We start from the raw sequence: 19,025 nt of genomic DNA, 5'->3' as shown, positions 1-19,025 counted from the left end.
CGGGTGCGATCTGGGGATCTGACAGGAGGGACGAGAAGGCGGCCTCAAGCCTTGGCGACGTGGTACTTGCCCTGGGCCGCCAGCAGGCCCTCGGTGAGCAGCATCTCGACGGCGTCGGCGGCGTCGTCGACCAGGATCGGCAGGTCCTTCTTCTCCGTGCCGCTGAAGTCGCGCAGCACGTAGTCGGCGGTGTCCATACGGCCGGGCGGGCGGCCGACGCCGACGCGCACCCGGTGGTACTCCTTGGTGCCGAGCGCCTTGGTGGTGTCGCGCAGGCCGTTGTGGCCGCCCTCGCCACCGCCGACCTTGAGCTTGATGGTGTCGAAGGGGATGTCCACCTCGTCGTGCACCATGACCACGTGGTCGGGCTCGACGTCGTAGTACTTCGCGAGCGCGCTGACCGGGCCGCCCGAGGTGTTCATGTACGTGGTCGGCTTCGCGAGGATCACGCGGGGGCCGGGGGCCCCGCCGGGCAGCACCCCGAGCCGCGCCTCCGCGACGACGGCCTGGGCCCGGGCGTGCTTCGAGAAGCGCGCGCCGGTGCGCTCGGCCAGCAGGTCCAGCACCATCTGCCCCACGTTGTGCCGGTTGCCGGCGTACTTGGGTCCGGGGTTGCCGAGCCCGACGACGAGCCAGGGCCGGTCGCTCATGTCATGTTCCCTTCACGACGGCGTTCACGGGGGCGGGGCTGCCGCGCCGTGCCGGAGACTGCACGGTGGAGACGGCACGGCGGAGACAGGTCGGGCCGAGGTGGAACCCGCGCCGCGCACGATCCTCTCGTGCGCGCGTCAGGACGTTCCACCTCGGCCCGTCGTGCCTCGACCCGGTGCGTCCGGCTCAGGCCGGGACGCTCCGGGTCACGGGAGGGGCTCAGCCCTCCGAGGCTGCCTCGGCGGCCGACCCGGCGGACTCCGCCGACTCCTCGGCCTCGTCCGGGCTGGCCTCGCCGCGCGGCTCGGTGATCAGCACGACGACGTGCTCCGGGTCGGTGAGCAGCGTGGAGCCGGACGGGAGGGCGACCTCGCCGGCGTGGACCTGCGCGCCGTTCTCCAGGCCCTCGATCGAGACCTCGACCGACTCGGGCAGGTGCGTGGCCTCGGCCTCGACCGACAGCGTCTGCGCCTCGACCAGGTGGATGGTGCCCGGAGCCGACTCGCCCACGATGTTCACGGTGATGTCGACGGTGATCTTCTCGCCGGCGCGCACGACCTGCAGGTCGATGTGCTCGATGACGTTGCGGACCGGGTCGCGCTGGATGTCCTTGGCGACGGCCAGCTGGCCCTTGCCGTCCAGCTCGATGGAGAGCAGCACGTTGGTCTGGCGCAGGGCCAGCATGGACTCGTGGCCCGGCAGGGTCACGTGCACCGGGTCGGTGCCGTGCCCGTACAGGACAGCGGGGATCTTGTTGTCGCGGCGGATGCGGCGGGCCGCACCCTTGCCGAACTCGGTGCGGGGCTCAGCGGCGAGCTTGATCTCGGCCATGGGAATTCACTCCTGGAAGATATGTGTGCAACTCGAAGATGGCGGCTGCGTCGGCGCGGGACACGTGACGGGCGCGGAGCGGGCACGCGGGGCGAGGTGCTGGAGGGGTACTCCGCCCGGGGCCGCCGACGGCCGCCCAGTCGATCACGGACGCCGGCCGAGTGCTTGCGGGATCAAGTCCCGCCGCGGCCGTCAGGCGTCCCTCGCCGAGGCAACCTGACTACTGTACCCGCTCGTCAGCCCGATCCGCACCGAGGGGCGGTGTGACGCCGATCGCCGGCTGCGTGCGCCGGGGCTTGTAGACCACCTGGACGTGGAACACGAACCGCAGCAGGAACGCCACGACGAGCGTCACCGCCTGCACCAGGACGGGCCACATGCCCGTGTGCTCGACCAGCCACCACAGGACGGGCAGCCGGATCGCCGCCTCGGTGCCGTTGAACGCGAACGAGTGCGCGAACCGCGACCAGACGCCGCGGCCCTCGTTCCGCAGGTCGCGGAACACAAGCCGCTCCTGCAGCAGGAAGTTGATGACGATGGTGACGACGGCAGAGATCACCGCCGCCTGCACGTAGTGCACGCTCAGCGCGGTCAGGAGCCACAGGATGAGCACGTTGAGCACGGCCCCGAAGCCGCCGATGATCGCGAACCGCGACATCCGCCCGAACCGCAGGGCCGCGAGCTGCTCCAGGTAGCGCAGCCCCGTCCTGAAGGTCGCCTTGGAGTGCCCCGCGTACCGCTCGCCGAACACGAACGGCTCCTCGCCCACGGCGAGGGTGTTGCGCGCCAGCAGCTCGAGCAGGATCTTGAAGCCGCGCGGGTGCAGGGCGTCGAGGTCCAGGCTCTCCACCCGAGCGGCGAAGAAGCCGGTGAGCGGGTCGGTCACGTTCCGCAGCCGGACCGGAAACATGGAGCGCGCCAGCAGGGCCGACGCGATCGAGACGCCGTGCCGCCACCAGCCGTCCAGGCCCCCGGCGTCGCCGTCGCCCGTGTACCGGGACGCCACCACGAGGTCGAGGCCCGACTCCCGCCCGCGCGTGACGAGGGCGGGCACCAGCTCCGGCGGGTGCTGCAGGTCGCCGTCCATCACCACGGCCCACTCGGTGTCCACCGTGCGCAGCCCGGCCACGACGGCGCCGCTCAGCCCGCCCTGCGGCGCGTCGCGGTGCAGCAGCCGCACCGGGACGGGTGCGGTGGCCGCCACCTCGCGGATCCGGTCGGGGGTGTCGTCGGTCGAGTCGTCGACGAAGAGGATCTCGGCCAGCTCCGGTGCCCCCACCGGAGCCGGGCCGCCCTCGGGTCCCTGCGGGACGCCGGAGCGGCGACCGTCGTCGGGCAGCACCCCGAAGGCGGCGCAGAGCCGCTCCGTGAGCGCGGCGACGTTGGGTCCCTCGTTGAACGTAGGGACCACGACGGTGACGGTCACTGACCCTCCCAGATCGATGTCAAGACACGGTCCTCCGTTGACCGTGTCCGAGTCAAGTGCCCGGCTCCGCCGCTCGGCTCAGGAGTTGCCGTCGAACAGCGAGGTCACGGACCCGTCGGAGTGGACCTCGTTGATCGCGGAGGCCAGCAGCGGCGCGATCGAGAGCACCTTGAGGGTCTCGAACCGGCGGTCCTCCTCGATCGGCAGGGTATCGGTGACCACGACCTCACGCGCCCCGCACTCGGTGAGCCGCTGCCTGGCCGGACCGGACAGCACGCCGTGCGTCGCCGCGACGGTCACGGACTTGGCGCCCGCGGCCATGATCACCTTGACGGCCTCGGCGATGGTGCCGCCGGTGTCGATCAGGTCGTCCACCAGCACGCAGTCGCGGCCCTGGACGTCGCCCACCACGCGGTTGGCGACGGACTGGTTGGGCCGCGTGACGTCGCGCGTCTTGTGCACGAACGCCAGCGGGCCGCCGCCCAGCTTGGAGGCCCAGATCTCCGCGACGCGGATGCGGCCGGCGTCGGGCGACACGACGGTCACGTTGTCGACGTCCACGCGGGTGCGCACGTAGTCGACCAGGATCGGCATGGCCCACAGGTGGTCCACGGGCCCGTCGAAGAAGCCCTGGATCTGCGCGGTGTGCAGGTCCACGCTCATCAGGCGGTCCGCGCCCGCCGTCTTGAACAGGTCCGCGACGAGGCGGGCCGAGATGGGCTCGCGGCCGCGGCTCTTCTTGTCCTGCCGGGCGTAGCCGAAGAAGGGCGCGACCACGGTGACGGAGTGCGCCGAGGCGCGCTTGGCGGCGTCGACCATGAGCAGCTGCTCCATGATCCACTGGTTGACCGGCATCGTGTGGGACTGGAGCAGGAACAGGTCCATGCCGCGCACCGAGTCGCTGAAGCGGACGTAGGTCTCGCTGTTGGCGAAGTCGTACGCGGACACGCCCAGGAGGTCGATGCCCAGCTCCTTCGCGACGTTCTTCGCCAGCTCAGGATGTGCGCGGCCCGCCGCCAGGACGAGCGGGTGGCGGTTGGGTCCGGGAACGGTGCTGGACATCAGTGCGACTTTCCTTCCTCGTCGGCCCCCGGTACAGGGGCCTGGTCGGCCGGTACGGCCTGCGGGGCCGTGGGGGCCCCTGCTGCATTCTGCTGGGCAAGCTGTCGCTGTGCCTGGTCACCGAGGCCGGCCGGCCCGCTGGCGGACGCCGCGGCGTCGGCCGCGGCCGTGCCCGGCCGACGACGGCCGACCCAGCCCTCGATGTTGCGCTGCTGCCCGGCCGTGACCCCGAGTGCGCCCGCGGGCACGTCCCGGCGGATCACGGATCCGGCAGCCGTGTACGCGCCGTCACCCACGGTCACGGGTGCGACGAACATGTTGTCCGCGCCGGTGCGCGCGTGCGAGCCGATCACCGTGCGGTGCTTGTGCACGCCGTCGTAGTTGACGGTCACCGACGCGGCGCCGATGTTGGTGTGCTCGCCGATCGAGGCGTCACCGACGTAGGAGAGGTGCGGCACCTTGCTGCCCTCGCCGATCTCGGCGTTCTTGGTCTCGACGAAGGTACCGATCTTGCCCTTGCGGCCCAGCTTCGTGCCGGGGCGCAGGTAGGCGAACGGGCCCACGGAGGCGCCCTCGCCGATGACGGCGAGCGACCCGTGCGTGCGGACCACCGTGGCGCCCGCGCCCACCTCGACGTCGGTCAGCGTCGTGTCCGGGCCGATCGTCGCGCCCGTGGCGACCACGGTGGCGCCCTTGAGCTGCGTGTTCGGCAGGAGCGTGACGTCGGGGGCGAGCTCGACGTCGACGTCGATCCACGTGGTGGCCGGGTCCTGGACCGTCACGCCCGCGCGCTGCCACTCCTCGACGACGCGGCGGTTCATCTCGCGGGCGAGGACGGAGAGCGCCACGCGGTCGTTCACGCCCTCGACCAGCATCGGGTCGTCGGCGAGCAGCGCCCGCACGTGCAGGCCCTCGGAGCGGGCGAACGCGACGACGTCGGTCAGGTAGACCTCGCCCTGCGCGTTCTTGCTGTCCAGCCCGTTCAGCCCGCGGCGCAGGGTGACGGCGTCGAACACGTACACCGACGAGTTGATCTCCAGGATCCCGAGCTGGTCCGCGCTCGCGTCCTTGTGCTCGACGATCTCGAGCACGTCGCCCGTGTCCTTCTCGCGGACGATCCGGCCGTAGCCGGTCGCGTCGGCGACCTCGGTGGTCAGGATGGTGACGGCGTTGCCGTCAGCGTGGTGCGCGGCGAGGAGCTGGCCGAGGGTGGCGCCGTCGAGCAGCGGGACGTCGCCCGCCACGACGACGACCGGCCCCTCGATACCTTCGCCCACGACCTCGCCGTCGGCGAGCCCCGCCGCGGCCGCCGCGGCCTGGGCCTTGGCGTCGAGCGCCGCCAGGGCGCACTGCACGGCACGGCCGGTGCCGGGGATGTCGTCCTGGTCCACGAGGATCGCGCCGGGGTCGAGCTGCGCGACGGCCTCGGCGACAAGGTCGCGCTCGTGCCGGACCACCACGGCGACCTGCGCGGGCTCGAGCTCGCGAGCCGCGGCCAGCGCGTGCCCCACCATCGGCTTGCCGCCGAGCGGGTGCAGGATCTTCGGCAGCGCTGACTTCATACGGGTGCCCTGGCCGGCGGCAAGAACGATGACTGCTGCCGGCTGAGGTGTCTCGGTCACGAGTGCTCCGATCGGTGGGTTCGTCAGATCCGGATGGCTCCGCCCCCAGGATTCGAACCTGGACTAAAGGCACCAAAAACCTCTGTGCTGCCGATTACACCAAGGCGGACCGGGCGCGCGGGAGGCTCCGTCGTGACCCGAGGCGGGCGTGTGCCACCGTCGCACGTCCGTGAACAGTCTGCCAGGTCCCGGGGCATGCCCCATGCCGGACCGGTCGAGTCGTCAGCCACATCCGCGGCACGGGCCGCCCCGGCCGGGACACGCCCCGAACCGGCACTCGGGCACAATGAACCCCATGGCCGCCGAAAACCGACGTACCCATCGACCTCGCATGACGGCCAGCCAGCGGCGTGAGCAGCTGCTCACGGTGAGCCGCGGCCTGTTCGCCCAGAAGGGCTTCGAGGGCACGAGCGTGGAGGAGATCGCGGCCCGGGCCGAGGTCTCCAAGCCCGTGGTCTACGAGCACTTCGGCGGCAAGGAGGGCATCTACGCCGTGGTCGTGGACCGTGAGGTCCAGGCCCTGACCCACGCCCTGACCGGGGCGCTCGGCTCCGGCGGCCACCCGAAGGTGCTGCTGGAGCGGACGGCGCTCGCCCTCCTGGACTACATCGAGTCCTCCGAGGACGGTTTCCGGATCCTCGTGCGCGACTCCCCCGTGGCCCAGGCGACCGGCACGTTCTCCAGCCTGATCGGCGACGTCGCCACCCAGGTCGAAGCGATCCTGGAACCGCAGTTCCGGGAGAACGGGCTGGACACCAAGGCAGCCCCGCTCTACGCGCAGATGCTGGTCGGGATGATCGCACTCACGGGCCAGTACTGGCTGGACGCACGCAGCCCCAGGAAGACCGAGGTGGCGGCGCACCTGGTGAACCTGGCCTGGAACGGCCTGCACAACATGGAGAAGAAGCCGGCGCTGACAAAGATGTCGCGCTGAGGCCCGGCGCCTCCACACACTGACGGAGCGTCAATACCGGGTGGCGAATTGCCGCTGACAGCTGAAATGCCCGGTGTCGTCAACTCAGTTTGCGTGGAGGCAACAATGTCTGCGCCAGCGCAAAAGAACGAACGCCCCCTGCGTTGAATACGCAGGGGGCGTTCGCTGTGGCTGGGGATGTTGCTCACGCCGCTATGGCGGCGTATTCCCTGCTCAGAGACCCAGAAGGACGCGGATCTGCGCCAGGGTGATGCCGAGGGAGTCGAGCAGGGTCGAGACGATGTCAACAACAGACATGGTGCTTTTTCCTTCCGGAAAACGGGAATCACAGGATGATCACCTGCGAGCGGAACAGTGTTCGCGTTCCATACATTAAGCACACGACCCGGACTCTGCAACGGGAAATGGATATTCGGCTTTAATGCGCGCCCTGTTTCACCCTGTGATATTGGGGGTGAAACTGAACCATGGTCCGGCATGAAGTGGACATATTCCTGAACGAGAGTCAGTTGCTCAAGGGACGCCGGCTGCCGCGACACCGGTGGCGTCACGACGTCGTCTAGGCTGCGCCGCGTGACGTCCTCCAAGCAGCTCGCGACCGTCCGTGACGACTACGACGACAAGGCCGAGGCCTACACCGCGTTCATCGGCGAGGCGTTCGCCGGCCAGCCCCTGAACCACGTCATGATCCAGGCGTTCGCCGACCTGATCGGGCAGGTGGGCGACGGGCAGGCGGGCGTCGGGCAGGTGGCCGACGTCGGCTGCGGGCCCGGGCACGTGACCGCCTTCCTCCGGGACCGAGGTGTCGACGCGTTCGGCGTCGACCTGTCGCCACGGCTCGTGTCGGCCGCCCGCGAGGCCAACCCGGGCGTGCGGTTCGACGTCGGCGACATGGGCGACCTCGGCGCGCTCGGCATCGAGGCGGGCAGCCTCGCCGGGGTGGTGGCGAACTACTCCGTCATCCACACGCCGCCGGACGTGCTCCCGGCGACGCTCGCCGAGCTGAGCCGCGTCCTGGCCCCGGGCGGGTACCTCCTGCTGTCGTTCCAGGCGCTCGACGCCACGGACGCGGCGGCGGAACCCTTCGACCACAAGGTGTCGCCCGCCTGGCGGTACTGCCCCGACCACGTCGTCGGCCTGCTGCGACGGACGGGCGTGAGCGAGGTCGCCCGCCTGGTGATCGCGCCGGGAGAGGACCCGGCGCGGGGGTTTCCGCAGGCACACCTCCTGGGCCGCAGGACGGCCGGCTGACCCTCACCACGCGGCGAGCAGCAGCTCCTCCACCGCGTCGGCGGTCACCTGGCGCGGGTTCGGGTAGGGCTCGGCTGCCACCCGCTCGGCCGCCTCGCGCAGCGCGGTGCGGGGCAGGCCGAGCGCACCGAGCGTCGTCGGGCCGTCGTGCCGGGCCGCGAGCGCCGCGACCGCGGCGGCGGGGTCGCCGTTCGCGACGCGCGTCAGGCGCGCGGCCGCGTCGGGGGCGGCAGCCAGGTCGAACCGCATGACGTGCGGCAGCAGCAGGGCGTGCAGCTCCGCGTGCGGCAGGCCGTAGGTGCCGCCGAGCACGTGCGCGAGCTGGTGGTGCAGCCCCATCCGCGCCTGCGCCAGGCATGCGCCCGCGAGCCACGCCGCCTCCTGGAGCCGGCCCCGCGCGTCGACGTCGGACAGCCGGTCCAGCACCACGGGGAGCGCGGACAGGATGCCGTCCGCGGCCTCGACCCCGTACGCGCGGGTCGCCGCGCTCGCGCCGGTGTCCCACAGCGCCTCGACGGCATGGGCCAGCGCGTTGAGGGCCGAGGTCAGCGTCAGCCCGTGGGGCATCGACAGCGTGAGCTCGGGGTCGTACACCACGGTGCCGGGCGCGAAGGCGGGGTCGCGCCGCGTCGTCTTGACGCCGTTCTCGGTCTCCCCGAGCACGGGTGTGGCCTCCGAGCCGGCGTAGGTGGTGGGCACGGCGACCTGCGGCATGCCGGTCCGGATCGCGAGCGCCTTGGAGAGCCCGATCGCCGAGCCGCCGCCGATCGCCACGAGCGCGTCGGCGCGCACCTCCCGGGCCACGGCGAGCGCCTCGGCGGTCACCTCGACGGGGGTGTGCTGGGCCGGGCGCCCGAAGGTCGCGGCATGCCGCTCCCCCAGGTTCGTGGCCAGGTCCTGCGCCACCTCGGCCGACGACGGCGCCGCCACCACCAGCACCCGCTGCGCCCCGAGCCGTTCGATCTCGTCCGGCACGAGGGCTCGCGCCCCGGCACCCTGCAGCACTCGTCCGGCGTACACCTCGTGCACCCTGATGTCTGTTCCCACGATGCCTGAGCCTACGGTCGCCGTGCCGTCGCCCACCACGGCCCGCCCGCCGCGCGTCGTGTCGAGATTCTTGATATCGAGACATCCGGTAGCCTCTCGCCATGGAGCACACAGGTCCCGCCGACGAGGTCGACCGCATCGTCGCCGCGTGGCACCACGTGCGCCCGGACCTCGAGCTCGAGCCCCTCACGGTGTTCAGCCGGGTGTCCCGGCTGGCCCGGCACCTCGACCTCGCCCGTCGCACGGCGTTCGCGCGGCACAGCCTGGAGACCTGGGAGTTCGACGTGCTCTCGGCGCTGCGCCGCGCCGGCGAGCCCTATCGCCTGTCGCCGGGCACGCTCGTCACCCAGACGCTGGTCACGAGCGGCACCATGACCAACCGGATCGACCGGCTGGAGTCGCGCGGGTTCGTCAAGCGGCACCGCTCCCCGGACGACCGCCGCGGTGTGCTGGTCGAGCTCACCGACGAGGGGCTGGCGCGGGTCGACGCCGCGATGAGCGACCTGCTCGACATCGAGGCCAAGGTGCTGACCGCCCTGTCCCCCGCGGAGCGCCCGCAGCTGGCTGCGCTGCTGCGCACGGTCACCGCGCAGTTCGACGACTGAGCCGGAGGTGCAGCGCAGGGTGGGAGCCGAGGAACGAGGCACCCGCCCGGAGCGGAACCGCAGGCTCAGTCGTCCCACAAACACGACTGAGCCGGAGGTGCAGCGCAGGGTGGGGGCCGAGGAACGAGGCACCCGCCCGGAGCGGAACCGCAGGCTCAGGCGACAGACAAGCAGAGCGTGCGCCGGAGGTGCAGCGCAGGGTGGGGGCCGAGGAACGAGGCACCCGCCCGGAGCGGAACTGCAGGCTCAGTCGTCCGACAGACAGAGTGTGGGCTGGACGCAGAGCCTCAGCGGTCCCGGCTCACCATGATCTTCTCGCGGCCCACCTGGTCCGGCAGGAAGAAGAGGTCGTCGGCGTCGGCCACGTACAGGGGCAGCTCGCCGAGCTTCGCCGGCATGCCGTCGGCGTCGGTGACCGTCAGCTCGACGTGGTCCGCGGAGCTCTTCGAGTTGTACTTCCAGGTGCCCTCGATCTCGGCGGGCACGTCGCCGCCCGCGCCGTCGAGCAGCTCGTCCGGGACGCCGACGGCCGTGAACGTCCGGTCCTCGCCGAGCGCCACGACGGTCCCCGCGCCGTCACCCACCCAGGAGCCGACGAACTCGGGCTCCGTGTAGTCGACCTTGCCGAGATCGAACCCGCATCCCGACATCATGAGTACGCCGACGAGTGCTCCCACCGCGGGGAAGACCTGCCGCTGGTTCATTCCACACCTCAGTTGTTCCTGTCGTGACCGGTCGCCCAATCTAGCGGGAAAGCCGCATTCCCTCCTGGGGAAACCGGGGTAACGAGCAGCACATCGTGTGGTGATGCGATGGACGCCCGACGCAACCAACTGCCCCCGTCGCGCACAATGAACGCATCATGAGCAACATCCGCACTGCGGCCGGCGGCTCCGCGCTGCTCGTCGCGGTACTCGTCTTCGCCCTGAACCTCCGCACCCCCATCACGTCGCTCCCGCCCGTCATGTCCGACGTCGCCGCCGGGCTCGGCCTCGACCAGACCCTGGCGGGCCTCCTCGTGGGGATCCCGGCGCTCTGCTTCAGCGTGGTGGCTCCCGCGGCGTCGACCCTGATCGCCCGGGTCGGGCCGTACGCGGCGGTCACGGTCGCCCTGGTCGGGGTGATCGTGGGCACGCTGATCCGGTCGGCCGGGACGGGCACCGTGGGTGTGGTGGCGGCCTTCGCGGGGACCGTCGTGCTGGGCTCGGCCATCACCGTGGGCAACGTGGTGGTCCCCGTGATCATCGCGCGGGACTTCCCCGCGCGGACGGCGCTCGCCACGGGCCTGTACTCGTCGACGATGAACCTCGGGTCGGTCTTCGCGACGTCGCTCACGGCGCCCCTCGCGGCCCTGCTGGGCTGGCGGGGTGCCATCGCGTCGTGGGCGATCGTGGCCGTGGTCGCGCTCGTGGTGTGGAAGATCACCACCCGGCACCTGGTCGACCGGCCCGCCCCGGCGCACGCGCCGCCGCCGGCGGAGCGGCCCGAGGAGACCTGGGCCGGAGTGCTGCGCCGTCCGATCACCTGGGTGCTGACCGTGGCGTTCGCAGGCCAGTCCTTCTCCTACTTCGCGGTGACCGCCTGGCTGCCGGAGCTGCTGCGCGACCTGCTGGGCGTGTCGGTGACCACCGCGGGCAACGCGGCCGCGCCGTTCCAGGGCCTCGCCATCGCGGGGAGCGTACTGGTGCCGCTCGCCCTGGCCGCCCGGGTGCCGATGCGCGGCGCCGCGGTGGTGATGGCCCTGCTGTGGGTCTCGCTGCCCGCGGGTCTGCTGCTCGCGCCGCAGTGGTGGCTGCTGTGGGTGAGCCTCGCGGGGGTCGCCCAGGGCGGGAACTTCGTGGTGATCTTCACGGTGGTCGCGCAGCGGTGCCGCACCGTCGCCCAGACCCGGCGGACGGTCGCGGCCGTCCAGGCCTTCGGCTACGCCGTGGCGGCGACCGCGCCCACTGTGATCGGCGCGGTGCACGTGGCGTCGGGCGGCTGGACCGCGGCGCTCGTGGTGATGCTGGGGTCCACGCTGGCGCTCGGGACGGCCGAGCTGGTCGCGACCCGGCGTCGGGGGCCCACACGTCCGTAACAGGAACTTTTCCATACTCATTGAAACTTGGCAGGATCATTGCCAATCTTTCCAGCATGACGACACACCTTGAGCCCACCGCAGTGCTCCCCACCCTTCGCGAGCACCTTCTCGTCGACGGGTTCGACCTCGTCCTCGACCTCACCCGGTCGCACGGCTCCACGCTCGTCGACGCGCGGGACGGTCACGAGTGGCTCGACCTGTTCACGTTCTTCGCCTCCTCACCCCTCGGCATGAACCATCCCGCCCTGGCCGACGACCCGGCCTTCCGCGAGGAGCTCGCCACCGCAGCGATCAACAAGCCGTCCAACTCCGACATCTACACGGTCGAGATGGCGCGGTTCGCCGACACGTTCGCGCGGGTGCTGGGCGACCCCGCCCTGCCGCACCTGTTCTTCATCGACGGCGGGGCGCTGGCCGTCGAGAACGCGCTCAAGGTCGCGTTCGACTGGAAGTCCCGCCACAACGAGGCGAACGGCCGGTCCCCGGAGCTCGGCACCCAGGTGATGCACCTGGAGCACGCGTTCCACGGCCGCTCGGGCTACACGATGTCGCTCACCAACACGGAGCCGGGCAAGGTCGCCCGCTTCCCCAAGTTCGACTGGCCGCGCATCCCGTCCCCGTACCTCGCCGAGGAAAAGGACATGGACGCCGCCGAGGCCGCCGCGCTCGGGGCCGCCCGCGCGGCGTTCGAGGCCAACCCGCACGACATCGCAGCCTTCATCATGGAGCCCATCCAGGGCGAGGGCGGCGACCACCACTTCCGCCCCTCGTTCCTCCAGGGCATGCAGGCGCTGTGCGAGGAGTTCGACGCGCTGTTCGTCATGGACGAGGTCCAGACCGGCGCCGGGATCACCGGCACCACGTGGGCGTACCAGCAGCTCGGCGTCACGCCCGACATCGTCGCGTTCGGCAAGAAGACGCAGGTCTGCGGCATCATGGCCGGCGGCCGCGTGGACGAGGTGCCGGACAACGTGTTCGCCGTCTCCTCGCGGATCAACTCCACCTGGGGCGGCAACCTGACCGACATGGTGCGCTCCCGCCGGATCCTGGAGACCTACGAGGAGGAGGGCCTGGTCGACCGTGCCCGGACCATGGGCAAGCAGCTCCAGGACGCCCTCACCGAGCTCGCCGCGCGGCACGCCGGCGTGACCGACGTGCGCGGCCGCGGCCTGATGTGCGCGCTGACCCTGCCCTCGCGCGAGGTCCGTGACCGGGTGCTGGCCGCGCTCACCGCGCGGAGCGTGCTGCTGCTGGGCTGCGGCGAGCGGTCGGTACGGTTCCGCCCCGCCCTGACGGTGACCACGGAGGCGCTCGAGGCCGGCGTCCAGGCCCTCGACGAGTCGCTCACGGCCGCCCTCTGACGGACCGGCCGCCCTCTGACGGGCGGCCCCACCGACCGGCCGGTCGGGCGCTCGGGTTCCCAGAAGACCCGGGCGCCGGGCCGGTCACTCGTCCTCGGCCGCGACGCTGTCCGCGATCCGGATCAGCTCGGCCACCGAGGGCCCCGCGTTGGCCGTCGGCGTGCGACCGATCGTGGCGAGCAGCAGGTAGGAACCCACGTCGTCGGTCCACTCGACCCGGACCGGGCCGAACCCGTTGTTGTCCACGCGGGTCACCCGCGCCTCCAGGCCCGACTCCGTCAGGTCCTGCCACTCGACCGTCACGGTGTCGCCGGACAGCTTGCCGGACAGCTCCTCCGACCCCGGGTACGCCACGTAGACGATGGCCGACGCCGGGTGGAACGCCCCGCCGCGGACCTCCTCCTCGGGCCACCCGGCGCCCGGCCGGCCGCGGAACGTCTCCGCGTTCTCGGCGCCGTCGAGGGTGTAGGTGATCCAGGTGCCGAGGTGGTCCTCCGCCGTCGTGCGGCCCATCCCCGCCGAGATCTCGGCGGGGCACTCCGCCACCGCCTTCAGCACGTCGTCGGGCACCCAGTGGGGCTGGCGCAGGTCGGCGGCGCAGGTGTTCGCCGTGAGCTCGGTGGCGTCGGCCGGGGCGACGACGGGCTCGTCCTCCCCCGCGCCGAGCACCATCGTGACCACCACGATGATGATGGCGCCCAGCAGCGTCACGGCTCCGCCGAGCAGCCACTCGGGACGGATCTTCGGCTCGTCGATGGTGGTGACCATGTCAGCCCCCGCACTTGATCTCGGTGACCGCGTCCCGCGAGAGCGCGATGACCTTGTTCGAGGCGACCGGGCTCCGCGCCACCCCGGGCAGCACGTAGGAGCCCCAGTCGCAGTCGTTCTCCGCGAGGTAGGCGTCCCGCGCCCCGCCCGGCGCGGCGTACCGGATGCGGTGGTCCGGGCCCTGGCAGCTGTAGTCCGGGTCGCACAGCGAGATGGCCAGCGCGCGCATGGTCACCCACGTGCTGGTGTCGACGCAGCCGTCGACGGGCAGCCCGTTGTACGCCTGGAACGCCCTCGTGGCGGCCTCCGACTGGCTGTCCCAGGTGCCGTCCACGGTCTCCAGCCCGGTCGCGGCCGACAGCACGTTCTGCGCCGCGACCACCTGGCCGCCGGACGTCCTGCCGCACTCGCCGACCGGGTCGTTGGAGACCCATGTCGCGCTCGAGTTGGCCGCCTGCACCACGGCGGCGACGATCAGGGCGAGGACCACGGTGCCCCCGCCCGCCTGCAGCCAGGTTCGGGTGGTGGGCATTTCCTCGCGCTCCTTCGTGTGCCCGACGACGGAGCCGGGCGCGGGTGCTGGCTACCCGCGAGCGTAACAATTGGCACTTACAAGACGGAAGCGACGCACCAGCAGAAACCGGATCTCATGCGTTTCGATGGGCTACCGGGTCGTGTGCGCGCCGCCGTTCACGTGCAGCGTCTGCCCGGTGATGTGCCGCGCGGCCGGCGAGGCCAGGAACGAGACCAGCCCGGCGACGTCGTCCGGCGTGCCGGCGCGCTTGTCGTGCGTCGCCGCGACCAGCCGGCCCAGGCGCTCCTGCGTAAGCCGGCCCTTGAAGTAGCCCGTGTCCTCGATGTAGCCCGGCGCCACGCAGTTCGCGGTGATCCCGCGCGGCCCGACCGTGGCGGACAGACCGGCCGTCCACGCCTGGACTGCCGCCTTGGCCACGCCGTAGGACGTGCCCGCGTACTCGGCGCCGATCGAGCCGACGGTGACGACCGTGCCGCCGGCCGGCATGTGGTCGAGGACGGCGGTCACGACCAGCACGGTGCTGATCAGGTTCGCGTCGAGGTTCGCCCGCCAGCCGTCGGCCACCTGCGCGAGGCCCGCCGGCTCGGGCCCGTCGAAGTCGGTGTTGCCGCCGGCCATGGCCACCAGCACCTCGACGGGCGCGCCGAGCCGCGCCACGAGCGCCTCCACGTCGTCCGGGCGGCCGACGTCGCAGCGCACCCCTCGCGCGCCGGTCACGTCCACCGCGCGGTCGAGCCGTTCGGCGTCGCGACCGGTGATCACGACCGGGCGCCCCTCCTCGACGAACCGGCGCGCCACCGCGCTCCCGATACCGCCCGAGCCACCGGTGACGAGTACGAGTCCGGACATGCGGCCACCTCCTGGAGACGGGTACGTTTAGATCTAAACGTACAGGAGGTCAGGGTGACCGAGTACCCCTTCGACACCGCGGCGGCCGTTCCGCCCGAGGTCATCGCCGCGGCATGGGAACGCGAGCTGCCGGGCGTCCCGGTGGCCTCGATCGGTGTGATCACGCCGCTGTGGCGCGCCGCCAAGACCCTGGCGGACGAGCGGCGTCGGACGCTGCGCCGGATCGGCATCGACCCCGCGACGCTCGACCTGCTCAGCACCCTGCGCCGGTCCGGGACGCCCTGGTCGCTGACCACCCGCGAGCTCGCGGCGCACACGCTCGTCACCGCCGGCGCGATCTCGCAGCGGGTCGCGCGAGCGGAGCGCGAGGGCCTGGTCGTGCGCTCGTCGTCCGACGCCGGACGGCGGGCCGTGGCCGTGACCCTGACCGACGCCGGGCACGCGCTCGTCGAACGCGCCGTGCGGGAGCTGCTCACCCACGAGGAGGCGCTGCTGGCCGGGCTGCCGGCCGAGGACCGTCTGCTGCTGTCGGGACTTCTCACCCGGCTCACGACCGCATTGCGGGGCCAGATTTCAGATGGGTGAAAGAAAGCATCACCAGCGGGCGCACGACGAACCGGGAGGTAACGTCGGCGGCATGCTGCGGCCCCTGACCAGCCCGCCGCGACTGCGCCCGGGTGACACCGTCGCCGTCGTCGCCCCGTCCGGTCCCGTGCCGGCGGACCGGCTCGGCGACGGCGTCGCCCACCTGCGGGACTGGGGCCTCGACGTACAGGTGATGCCCCACGTGCTGGACACGCACCCGGACCACGCCTACCTGGCGGGTCACGACGAGGCGCGCGCCGCGGACTTCCAGGAGGCCTGGCTCGACCCGGACGTCCGGGCGATCGTCGCGGCGCGGGGCGGCTACGGCGCCGCGCGGATGGTCGAGCTCGTCGACTGGGACGCGCTCGCCGCCACCGACCCCAAGGTGCTCGTCGGGTACAGCGACTGCACGGTGCTGCACCAGGCGGTCGCCGCGCGGCTCGGGCTGGTGTCGTTGCACGGGCCGATGTCCGGGACCATGTCGTTCCTCAAGTCCGACCTGGCCCGGGAGCACCTGCGGCGCACGCTCTTCGAGCCGGAGGCCACCCAGGTGCTCACGGGCCCGGAGGCGCACACCCTCGTCGGCGGCACGGCCCGTGGCATCACGACCGGCGGCTGCCTCTCGCTCCTGACGACGTCCGTCGGGACCGGCCCCACGACGCCCTCGGCGGCGGGCGGCATCGTGCTGCTGGAGGACATCGAGGAGAAGGCCTACCGGATCGACTCGTTCCTCACGCACCTGCTGCGCTCGGGCTGGTTCGACGGCGCGGTGGGCATCGTGCTCGGGTCGTGGCAGGACTGCGAGCCGGTCGAGCCGGTGGTCCTGGACCTGCTGGGCCAGCTCGGCATCCCGATCCTGGGCGAGCTCGGGTTCGGCCACGGCCCCGACCCGCTCACCGTGCCGTTCGGCGTCACCGCGGAGCTGGACGCCGACGCCGGCACGCTCACGCTGGACCACCCGGCCCTGGCGCTGCGCTGAGCCGGGCCGGGCTGAGCCGGCTCAGTCGAGCTCGGCCGCCTGCCCCTCGAAGTACGTCTGCAGCACCACCGTCGTGCGCGTCGAGACCTTCGCCGTGCGCCGGATCTTGCCGAGCAGCTCCTCCAGTGCCCGCGGCGACGCCACCCGCGCGGTGAGCAGGTAGTTCGCGTTGCCCGCCACCGAGTAGCAGGACTCGATGCCGGCCATGCCGCGCAGCCGCTCGGGCGCGTCGTCTTCCTGGGCCTGGTCCAGGGGCGTGATCTCGATGAACGCGGAGAGCGGCAGCCCCACCGCCTCCGGGTTCACGACCGCCCGGTAGCCCGTGATGACGCCGCGCGCCTCCAGCTTGCGCACCCGCACCTGCACGGCGGACAGGGAGAGCCCCGAGATCTCGGACAGCACCGCCAGCGTGGTGCGCCCGTCCTTGCGCAGTGCGTCGACGAGTGCCCGGTCCACTCCGTCGAGCGGTGTCAGATCGTTGTCGGTCATCCCGCCACCTCCGCAGCTTCCAACCAGGCCGCCTCGAGCTCGTCCCGTTCGCTCGCCAGGTCGCGGAGCTCCGCGTCCAGCCGCGCGACGGCCTGATAGTCCGTTGCCTGCTGCGCGATGTTCTCGTGCAGCTTGGCCTCTTTCTGGGCAATCTTCGCAAGTTGCCGCTCGATCCGGGAGACCTCCTTCTTGGCGGCGCGGATGTCGCGCTGGGACAGCTCGTCGCCGGAGCCGTTGCCGGCCGTCGCCGGACCCGGGCCCGACGTCGTCCCCGCGGCCCCGGTCCCGCCGGCCGCGCCGGACCCGCCGGGCGTGCCCGAGGCCGAGGCGCCCGCGGCCTTGGCCGCGGCCCGCAGCCGGAGGTACTCCTCGACTCCCCCGGGCAGGTCCCGGATGGTCCCGTCGCCGAGCAGCGCGACCTGCCGATCGGCGACCCGCTCCAGCAGGTACCGGTCGTGCGAGACGACGATGAGCGTGCCGGGCCAGCCGTCCAGCAGGTCCTCGACGGCGGCGAGGGTGTCGGTGTCGAGGTCGTTGGTGGGCTCGTCGAGCAGCAGCACGTTGGGCTCGGACACCAGCAGCCGCAGCAGCTGGAGCCGCCGCCGCTCGCCGCCGGACAAGTCCCGCACCGGCGTGTAGGCGCGCTCGCGCGCGAAGCCGAGCTTCTCGGTGAGCTGCGCGGCGGTGAGCTCCTTGCCGTCGACGACGACCCGGCCCTTCTCCTGCTCGATCACCTCGACGGCCTTGAGGCTCCCGACCTCGTCGAGCTCGGTGACGTCCTGCGAGAGCTCCCGCACATGGATGGTCTTGCCGCGCTTGACGCGTCCCGAGTCGGGCTCGCGGCGACCGGCAAGGAGCGCGAGGAGCGTCGTCTTGCCGGCGCCGTTGACCCCCACGACGCCGTACCGGTCGCCGGGGCCGAGGCGCCAGGTCACGTCGTCGAACAGGACCTTGCCCGGCACGGCGACCGACACGGACTCGAGGTCCAGCACGTCCTTGCCCAGCCGCCGCGTCGCCATGCGCGTCAGCTCCATCGAGTCGCGCGGTGGCGGCTCGTCGTCGATCAGGGCGGACGCGGCGTCGAGCCGGAACTTGGGCTTGGACGTGCGGGCCGGGGCCCCGCGGCGCAGCCACGCGAGCTCCTTGCGCAGCAGGTTGTCCCGCTTCTCGGCAGCCGTCGCGGCCTGCCGCGCCCGCTCCGCCCGGGCCAGGATGTAGGCCGCGTACCCGCCCTCGTACCCGTCGACGGCGCCGGTCCCGTCGCCGCGCACCTCCCACATCCGGGAGCAGACCTCGTCGAGGAACCAGCGGTCGTGCGTCACGACCACGAGCGCGCCCGTCGTGCCCGGGCGGCCGTACCGCTCGCGCAGGTGGGCGGCGAGCCAGGCCACGCCCTCGACGTCGAGGTGGTTGGTGGGCTCGTCGAGCAGCAGCACGTCCGGGGCCTGGACGAGCAGGGCCGCGAGCGCCACGCGGCGGCGCTGGCCGCCCGAGAGCTTGGCGACGGGGGCGTCCCAGGCGAGGTCGGCGATCAGGCCGTCGTGCACCTCCCGGACGCGGGCGTCGGAGGCCCAGACGTGGGTCTCCGCGTCGCCGTGCACGAGGTCCAGCACGGTGGCGTCGTCGGGCAGCTCGTCGCGCTGGTCCAGCATGCCCAGGGTGGAGCCGCCCACCCGGGTGACGCGGCCGCCGTCGGGCAGCGCGGTGCCCGCGAAGATGCGCAGCAGGGTGGACTTGCCCGCGCCGTTGGGGCCCACGATGCCGACGCGGTCGCCGTCGTCGAGCCCCAGCGAGACGTCCGCCAGAAGGGTCCGGGTGCCGATGGTCAGCGCGATGCCGTCTGCGCCGAGAAGATGTGCCACCTACCAAGGGTAGTCGCGCGCTACGCTCACCCCGGTCGACGGCGACCGCACAGGAACGACTTCGCCGCCGGCACAGCAGAACACGACG

The 19,025-nt window shown here is 72.2% G+C and carries 19 protein-coding genes and 1 tRNA gene; 7 read left to right on the top strand and 13 right to left on the bottom strand.

What is annotated here, in order from left to right; all coding sequences use genetic code 11:
• Nucleotides 1–44: 44 nt before the first annotated feature.
• The 6 genes from pth to QRN56_RS18625 all read right to left on the bottom strand — a co-directional run bounded on the left by pth (nt 45) and on the right by QRN56_RS18625 (nt 5,701).
• Entirely contained in the window at nt 45–650 is a 606-nt protein-coding gene (pth, locus tag QRN56_RS18650; protein WP_285105733.1) for an aminoacyl-tRNA hydrolase, read from the bottom strand.
• 220 nt (nt 651–870) lie between these two features.
• Entirely contained in the window at nt 871–1,482 is a 612-nt protein-coding gene (locus tag QRN56_RS18645; RefSeq protein WP_285105731.1) for a 50S ribosomal protein L25/general stress protein Ctc, read from the bottom strand.
• 220 nt (nt 1,483–1,702) lie between these two features.
• Nucleotides 1,703–2,908: a glycosyltransferase gene (locus tag QRN56_RS18640; RefSeq protein WP_285105729.1), complete on the bottom strand. Its 1,206-nt coding sequence runs from the start codon at nt 2,906–2,908 to the stop codon at nt 1,703–1,705.
• Nucleotides 2,909–2,986: 78 nt separating this feature from the next.
• A complete protein-coding gene (locus QRN56_RS18635) occupies nt 2,987–3,970 on the bottom strand; it encodes a ribose-phosphate diphosphokinase (RefSeq protein ID WP_285105728.1) in 984 nt (327 codons plus the stop codon).
• Complete coding sequence (gene glmU / locus QRN56_RS18630; protein ID WP_285105726.1) at nt 3,970–5,592, bottom strand: bifunctional UDP-N-acetylglucosamine diphosphorylase/glucosamine-1-phosphate N-acetyltransferase GlmU; 1,623 nt, start codon at nt 5,590–5,592, stop codon at nt 3,970–3,972. The genes QRN56_RS18635 and glmU overlap by 1 nt, the downstream gene beginning before the upstream one ends.
• 34 nt (nt 5,593–5,626) lie before the next feature.
• A tRNA-Gln gene (locus tag QRN56_RS18625) sits at nt 5,627–5,701 on the bottom strand.
• Nucleotides 5,702–5,923: 222 nt separating this feature from the next.
• On the opposite strand from QRN56_RS18625, the gene QRN56_RS18620 reads away from it, so the two are divergent.
• Together QRN56_RS18620 and QRN56_RS18615 are read left to right on the top strand one after the other, a co-directional pair.
• A complete protein-coding gene (locus QRN56_RS18620) occupies nt 5,924–6,526 on the top strand; it encodes a TetR/AcrR family transcriptional regulator (RefSeq protein WP_285105724.1) in 603 nt (200 codons plus the stop codon).
• A 573-nt stretch (nt 6,527–7,099) separates the two neighbouring features.
• Nucleotides 7,100–7,777: a class I SAM-dependent DNA methyltransferase gene (locus QRN56_RS18615; protein ID WP_285105722.1), complete on the top strand. Its 678-nt coding sequence runs from the start codon at nt 7,100–7,102 to the stop codon at nt 7,775–7,777.
• Between the two features lie 3 nt (nt 7,778–7,780).
• On the opposite strand, the gene QRN56_RS18610 is transcribed toward QRN56_RS18615, so the two are convergent.
• The gene (locus QRN56_RS18610; protein ID WP_285105720.1) at nt 7,781–8,824 is read right to left on the bottom strand and encodes a maleylacetate reductase; all 1,044 of its coding nucleotides are present in this window, start codon (nt 8,822–8,824) and stop codon (nt 7,781–7,783) included.
• A 101-nt stretch (nt 8,825–8,925) separates the two neighbouring features.
• Between QRN56_RS18610 and QRN56_RS18605 the strand changes: the two genes are divergently transcribed.
• Nucleotides 8,926–9,429, top strand: coding sequence for a MarR family winged helix-turn-helix transcriptional regulator (locus QRN56_RS18605; RefSeq protein WP_285105718.1), 504 nt, complete (start codon nt 8,926–8,928; stop codon nt 9,427–9,429).
• Between the two features lie 287 nt (nt 9,430–9,716).
• On the opposite strand, the gene QRN56_RS18600 is transcribed toward QRN56_RS18605, so the two are convergent.
• A complete protein-coding gene (locus QRN56_RS18600; RefSeq protein WP_285105716.1) occupies nt 9,717–10,133 on the bottom strand; it encodes a hypothetical protein in 417 nt (138 codons plus the stop codon).
• A gap of 158 nt (nt 10,134–10,291) precedes the next feature.
• Between QRN56_RS18600 and QRN56_RS18595 the strand changes: the two genes are divergently transcribed.
• Both QRN56_RS18595 and lat read left to right on the top strand, forming a co-directional pair.
• On the top strand, nt 10,292–11,506 hold the full coding sequence (locus tag QRN56_RS18595; RefSeq protein ID WP_285105714.1) for an MFS transporter: 1,215 nt from the start codon (nt 10,292–10,294) through the stop codon (nt 11,504–11,506).
• A gap of 56 nt (nt 11,507–11,562) precedes the next feature.
• Entirely contained in the window at nt 11,563–12,870 is a 1,308-nt protein-coding gene (gene lat, locus QRN56_RS18590) for an L-lysine 6-transaminase (protein WP_285105712.1), read from the top strand.
• An 84-nt stretch (nt 12,871–12,954) separates the two neighbouring features.
• Here the strand turns inward: lat and QRN56_RS18585 are convergent, their stop codons facing one another.
• The 3 genes from QRN56_RS18585 to QRN56_RS18575 form a co-directional block, all read right to left on the bottom strand.
• On the bottom strand, nt 12,955–13,638 hold the full coding sequence (locus QRN56_RS18585) for a hypothetical protein (RefSeq protein WP_285105710.1): 684 nt from the start codon (nt 13,636–13,638) through the stop codon (nt 12,955–12,957).
• A gap of 1 nt (nt 13,639) precedes the next feature.
• Nucleotides 13,640–14,170, bottom strand: coding sequence for a peptidoglycan-binding domain-containing protein (locus QRN56_RS18580; protein WP_285105708.1), 531 nt, complete (start codon nt 14,168–14,170; stop codon nt 13,640–13,642).
• A 132-nt stretch (nt 14,171–14,302) separates the two neighbouring features.
• Complete coding sequence (locus tag QRN56_RS18575; protein ID WP_285105706.1) at nt 14,303–15,022, bottom strand: SDR family NAD(P)-dependent oxidoreductase; 720 nt, start codon at nt 15,020–15,022, stop codon at nt 14,303–14,305.
• A gap of 54 nt (nt 15,023–15,076) precedes the next feature.
• Between QRN56_RS18575 and QRN56_RS18570 the strand changes: the two genes are divergently transcribed.
• Together QRN56_RS18570 and QRN56_RS18565 are read left to right on the top strand one after the other, a co-directional pair.
• Entirely contained in the window at nt 15,077–15,607 is a 531-nt protein-coding gene (locus QRN56_RS18570) for a MarR family winged helix-turn-helix transcriptional regulator (protein ID WP_285105704.1), read from the top strand.
• A 52-nt stretch (nt 15,608–15,659) separates the two neighbouring features.
• Complete coding sequence (locus tag QRN56_RS18565; RefSeq protein ID WP_285105702.1) at nt 15,660–16,586, top strand: S66 peptidase family protein; 927 nt, start codon at nt 15,660–15,662, stop codon at nt 16,584–16,586.
• A 21-nt stretch (nt 16,587–16,607) separates the two neighbouring features.
• Here the strand turns inward: QRN56_RS18565 and QRN56_RS18560 are convergent, their stop codons facing one another.
• Nucleotides 16,608–17,075, bottom strand: a complete 468-nt coding sequence (locus QRN56_RS18560) for an Lrp/AsnC family transcriptional regulator (protein WP_285105700.1) — start codon at nt 17,073–17,075, stop codon at nt 16,608–16,610.
• On the bottom strand, nt 17,072–18,937 hold the full coding sequence (locus QRN56_RS18555) for an ABC-F family ATP-binding cassette domain-containing protein (RefSeq protein ID WP_285105699.1): 1,866 nt from the start codon (nt 18,935–18,937) through the stop codon (nt 17,072–17,074). The genes QRN56_RS18560 and QRN56_RS18555 overlap by 4 nt, the downstream gene beginning before the upstream one ends.
• Nucleotides 18,938–19,025: the final 88 nt, after the last annotated feature.

The organism is Promicromonospora sp. MEB111, from assembly GCF_030209445.1.
Classification (GTDB): Bacteria; Actinomycetota; Actinomycetes; order Actinomycetales; family Cellulomonadaceae; genus Promicromonospora.
Note: the sequence above shows the minus strand (reverse complement) of the source record. Positions and strands in the feature narration are given on the sequence as shown.

Bases quoted from the DNA above. Each gene is read 5' to 3' on its own strand.
- pth (WP_285105733.1), bottom strand. From the start codon at position 650: ATGAGCGACCGGCCCTGGCTCGTCGTCGGGCTCGGCAACCCCGGACCC.
- QRN56_RS18645 (WP_285105731.1), bottom strand. From the start codon at position 1,482: ATGGCCGAGATCAAGCTCGCCGCTGAGCCCCGCACCGAGTTCGGCAAG.
- QRN56_RS18635 (WP_285105728.1), bottom strand. From the start codon at position 3,970: ATGTCCAGCACCGTTCCCGGACCCAACCGCCACCCGCTCGTCCTGGCG.
- QRN56_RS18620 (WP_285105724.1), top strand. From the start codon at position 5,924: ATGACGGCCAGCCAGCGGCGTGAGCAGCTGCTCACGGTGAGCCGCGGC.
- QRN56_RS18605 (WP_285105718.1), top strand. From the start codon at position 8,926: ATGGAGCACACAGGTCCCGCCGACGAGGTCGACCGCATCGTCGCCGCG.
- QRN56_RS18600 (WP_285105716.1), bottom strand. From the start codon at position 10,133: ATGAACCAGCGGCAGGTCTTCCCCGCGGTGGGAGCACTCGTCGGCGTA.
- QRN56_RS18595 (WP_285105714.1), top strand. From the start codon at position 10,292: ATGAGCAACATCCGCACTGCGGCCGGCGGCTCCGCGCTGCTCGTCGCG.
- lat (WP_285105712.1), top strand. From the start codon at position 11,563: ATGACGACACACCTTGAGCCCACCGCAGTGCTCCCCACCCTTCGCGAG.
- QRN56_RS18585 (WP_285105710.1), bottom strand. From the start codon at position 13,638: ATGGTCACCACCATCGACGAGCCGAAGATCCGTCCCGAGTGGCTGCTC.
- QRN56_RS18580 (WP_285105708.1), bottom strand. From the start codon at position 14,170: ATGCCCACCACCCGAACCTGGCTGCAGGCGGGCGGGGGCACCGTGGTC.
- QRN56_RS18575 (WP_285105706.1), bottom strand. From the start codon at position 15,022: ATGTCCGGACTCGTACTCGTCACCGGTGGCTCGGGCGGTATCGGGAGC.
- QRN56_RS18565 (WP_285105702.1), top strand. From the start codon at position 15,660: ATGCTGCGGCCCCTGACCAGCCCGCCGCGACTGCGCCCGGGTGACACC.
- QRN56_RS18560 (WP_285105700.1), bottom strand. From the start codon at position 17,075: ATGACCGACAACGATCTGACACCGCTCGACGGAGTGGACCGGGCACTC.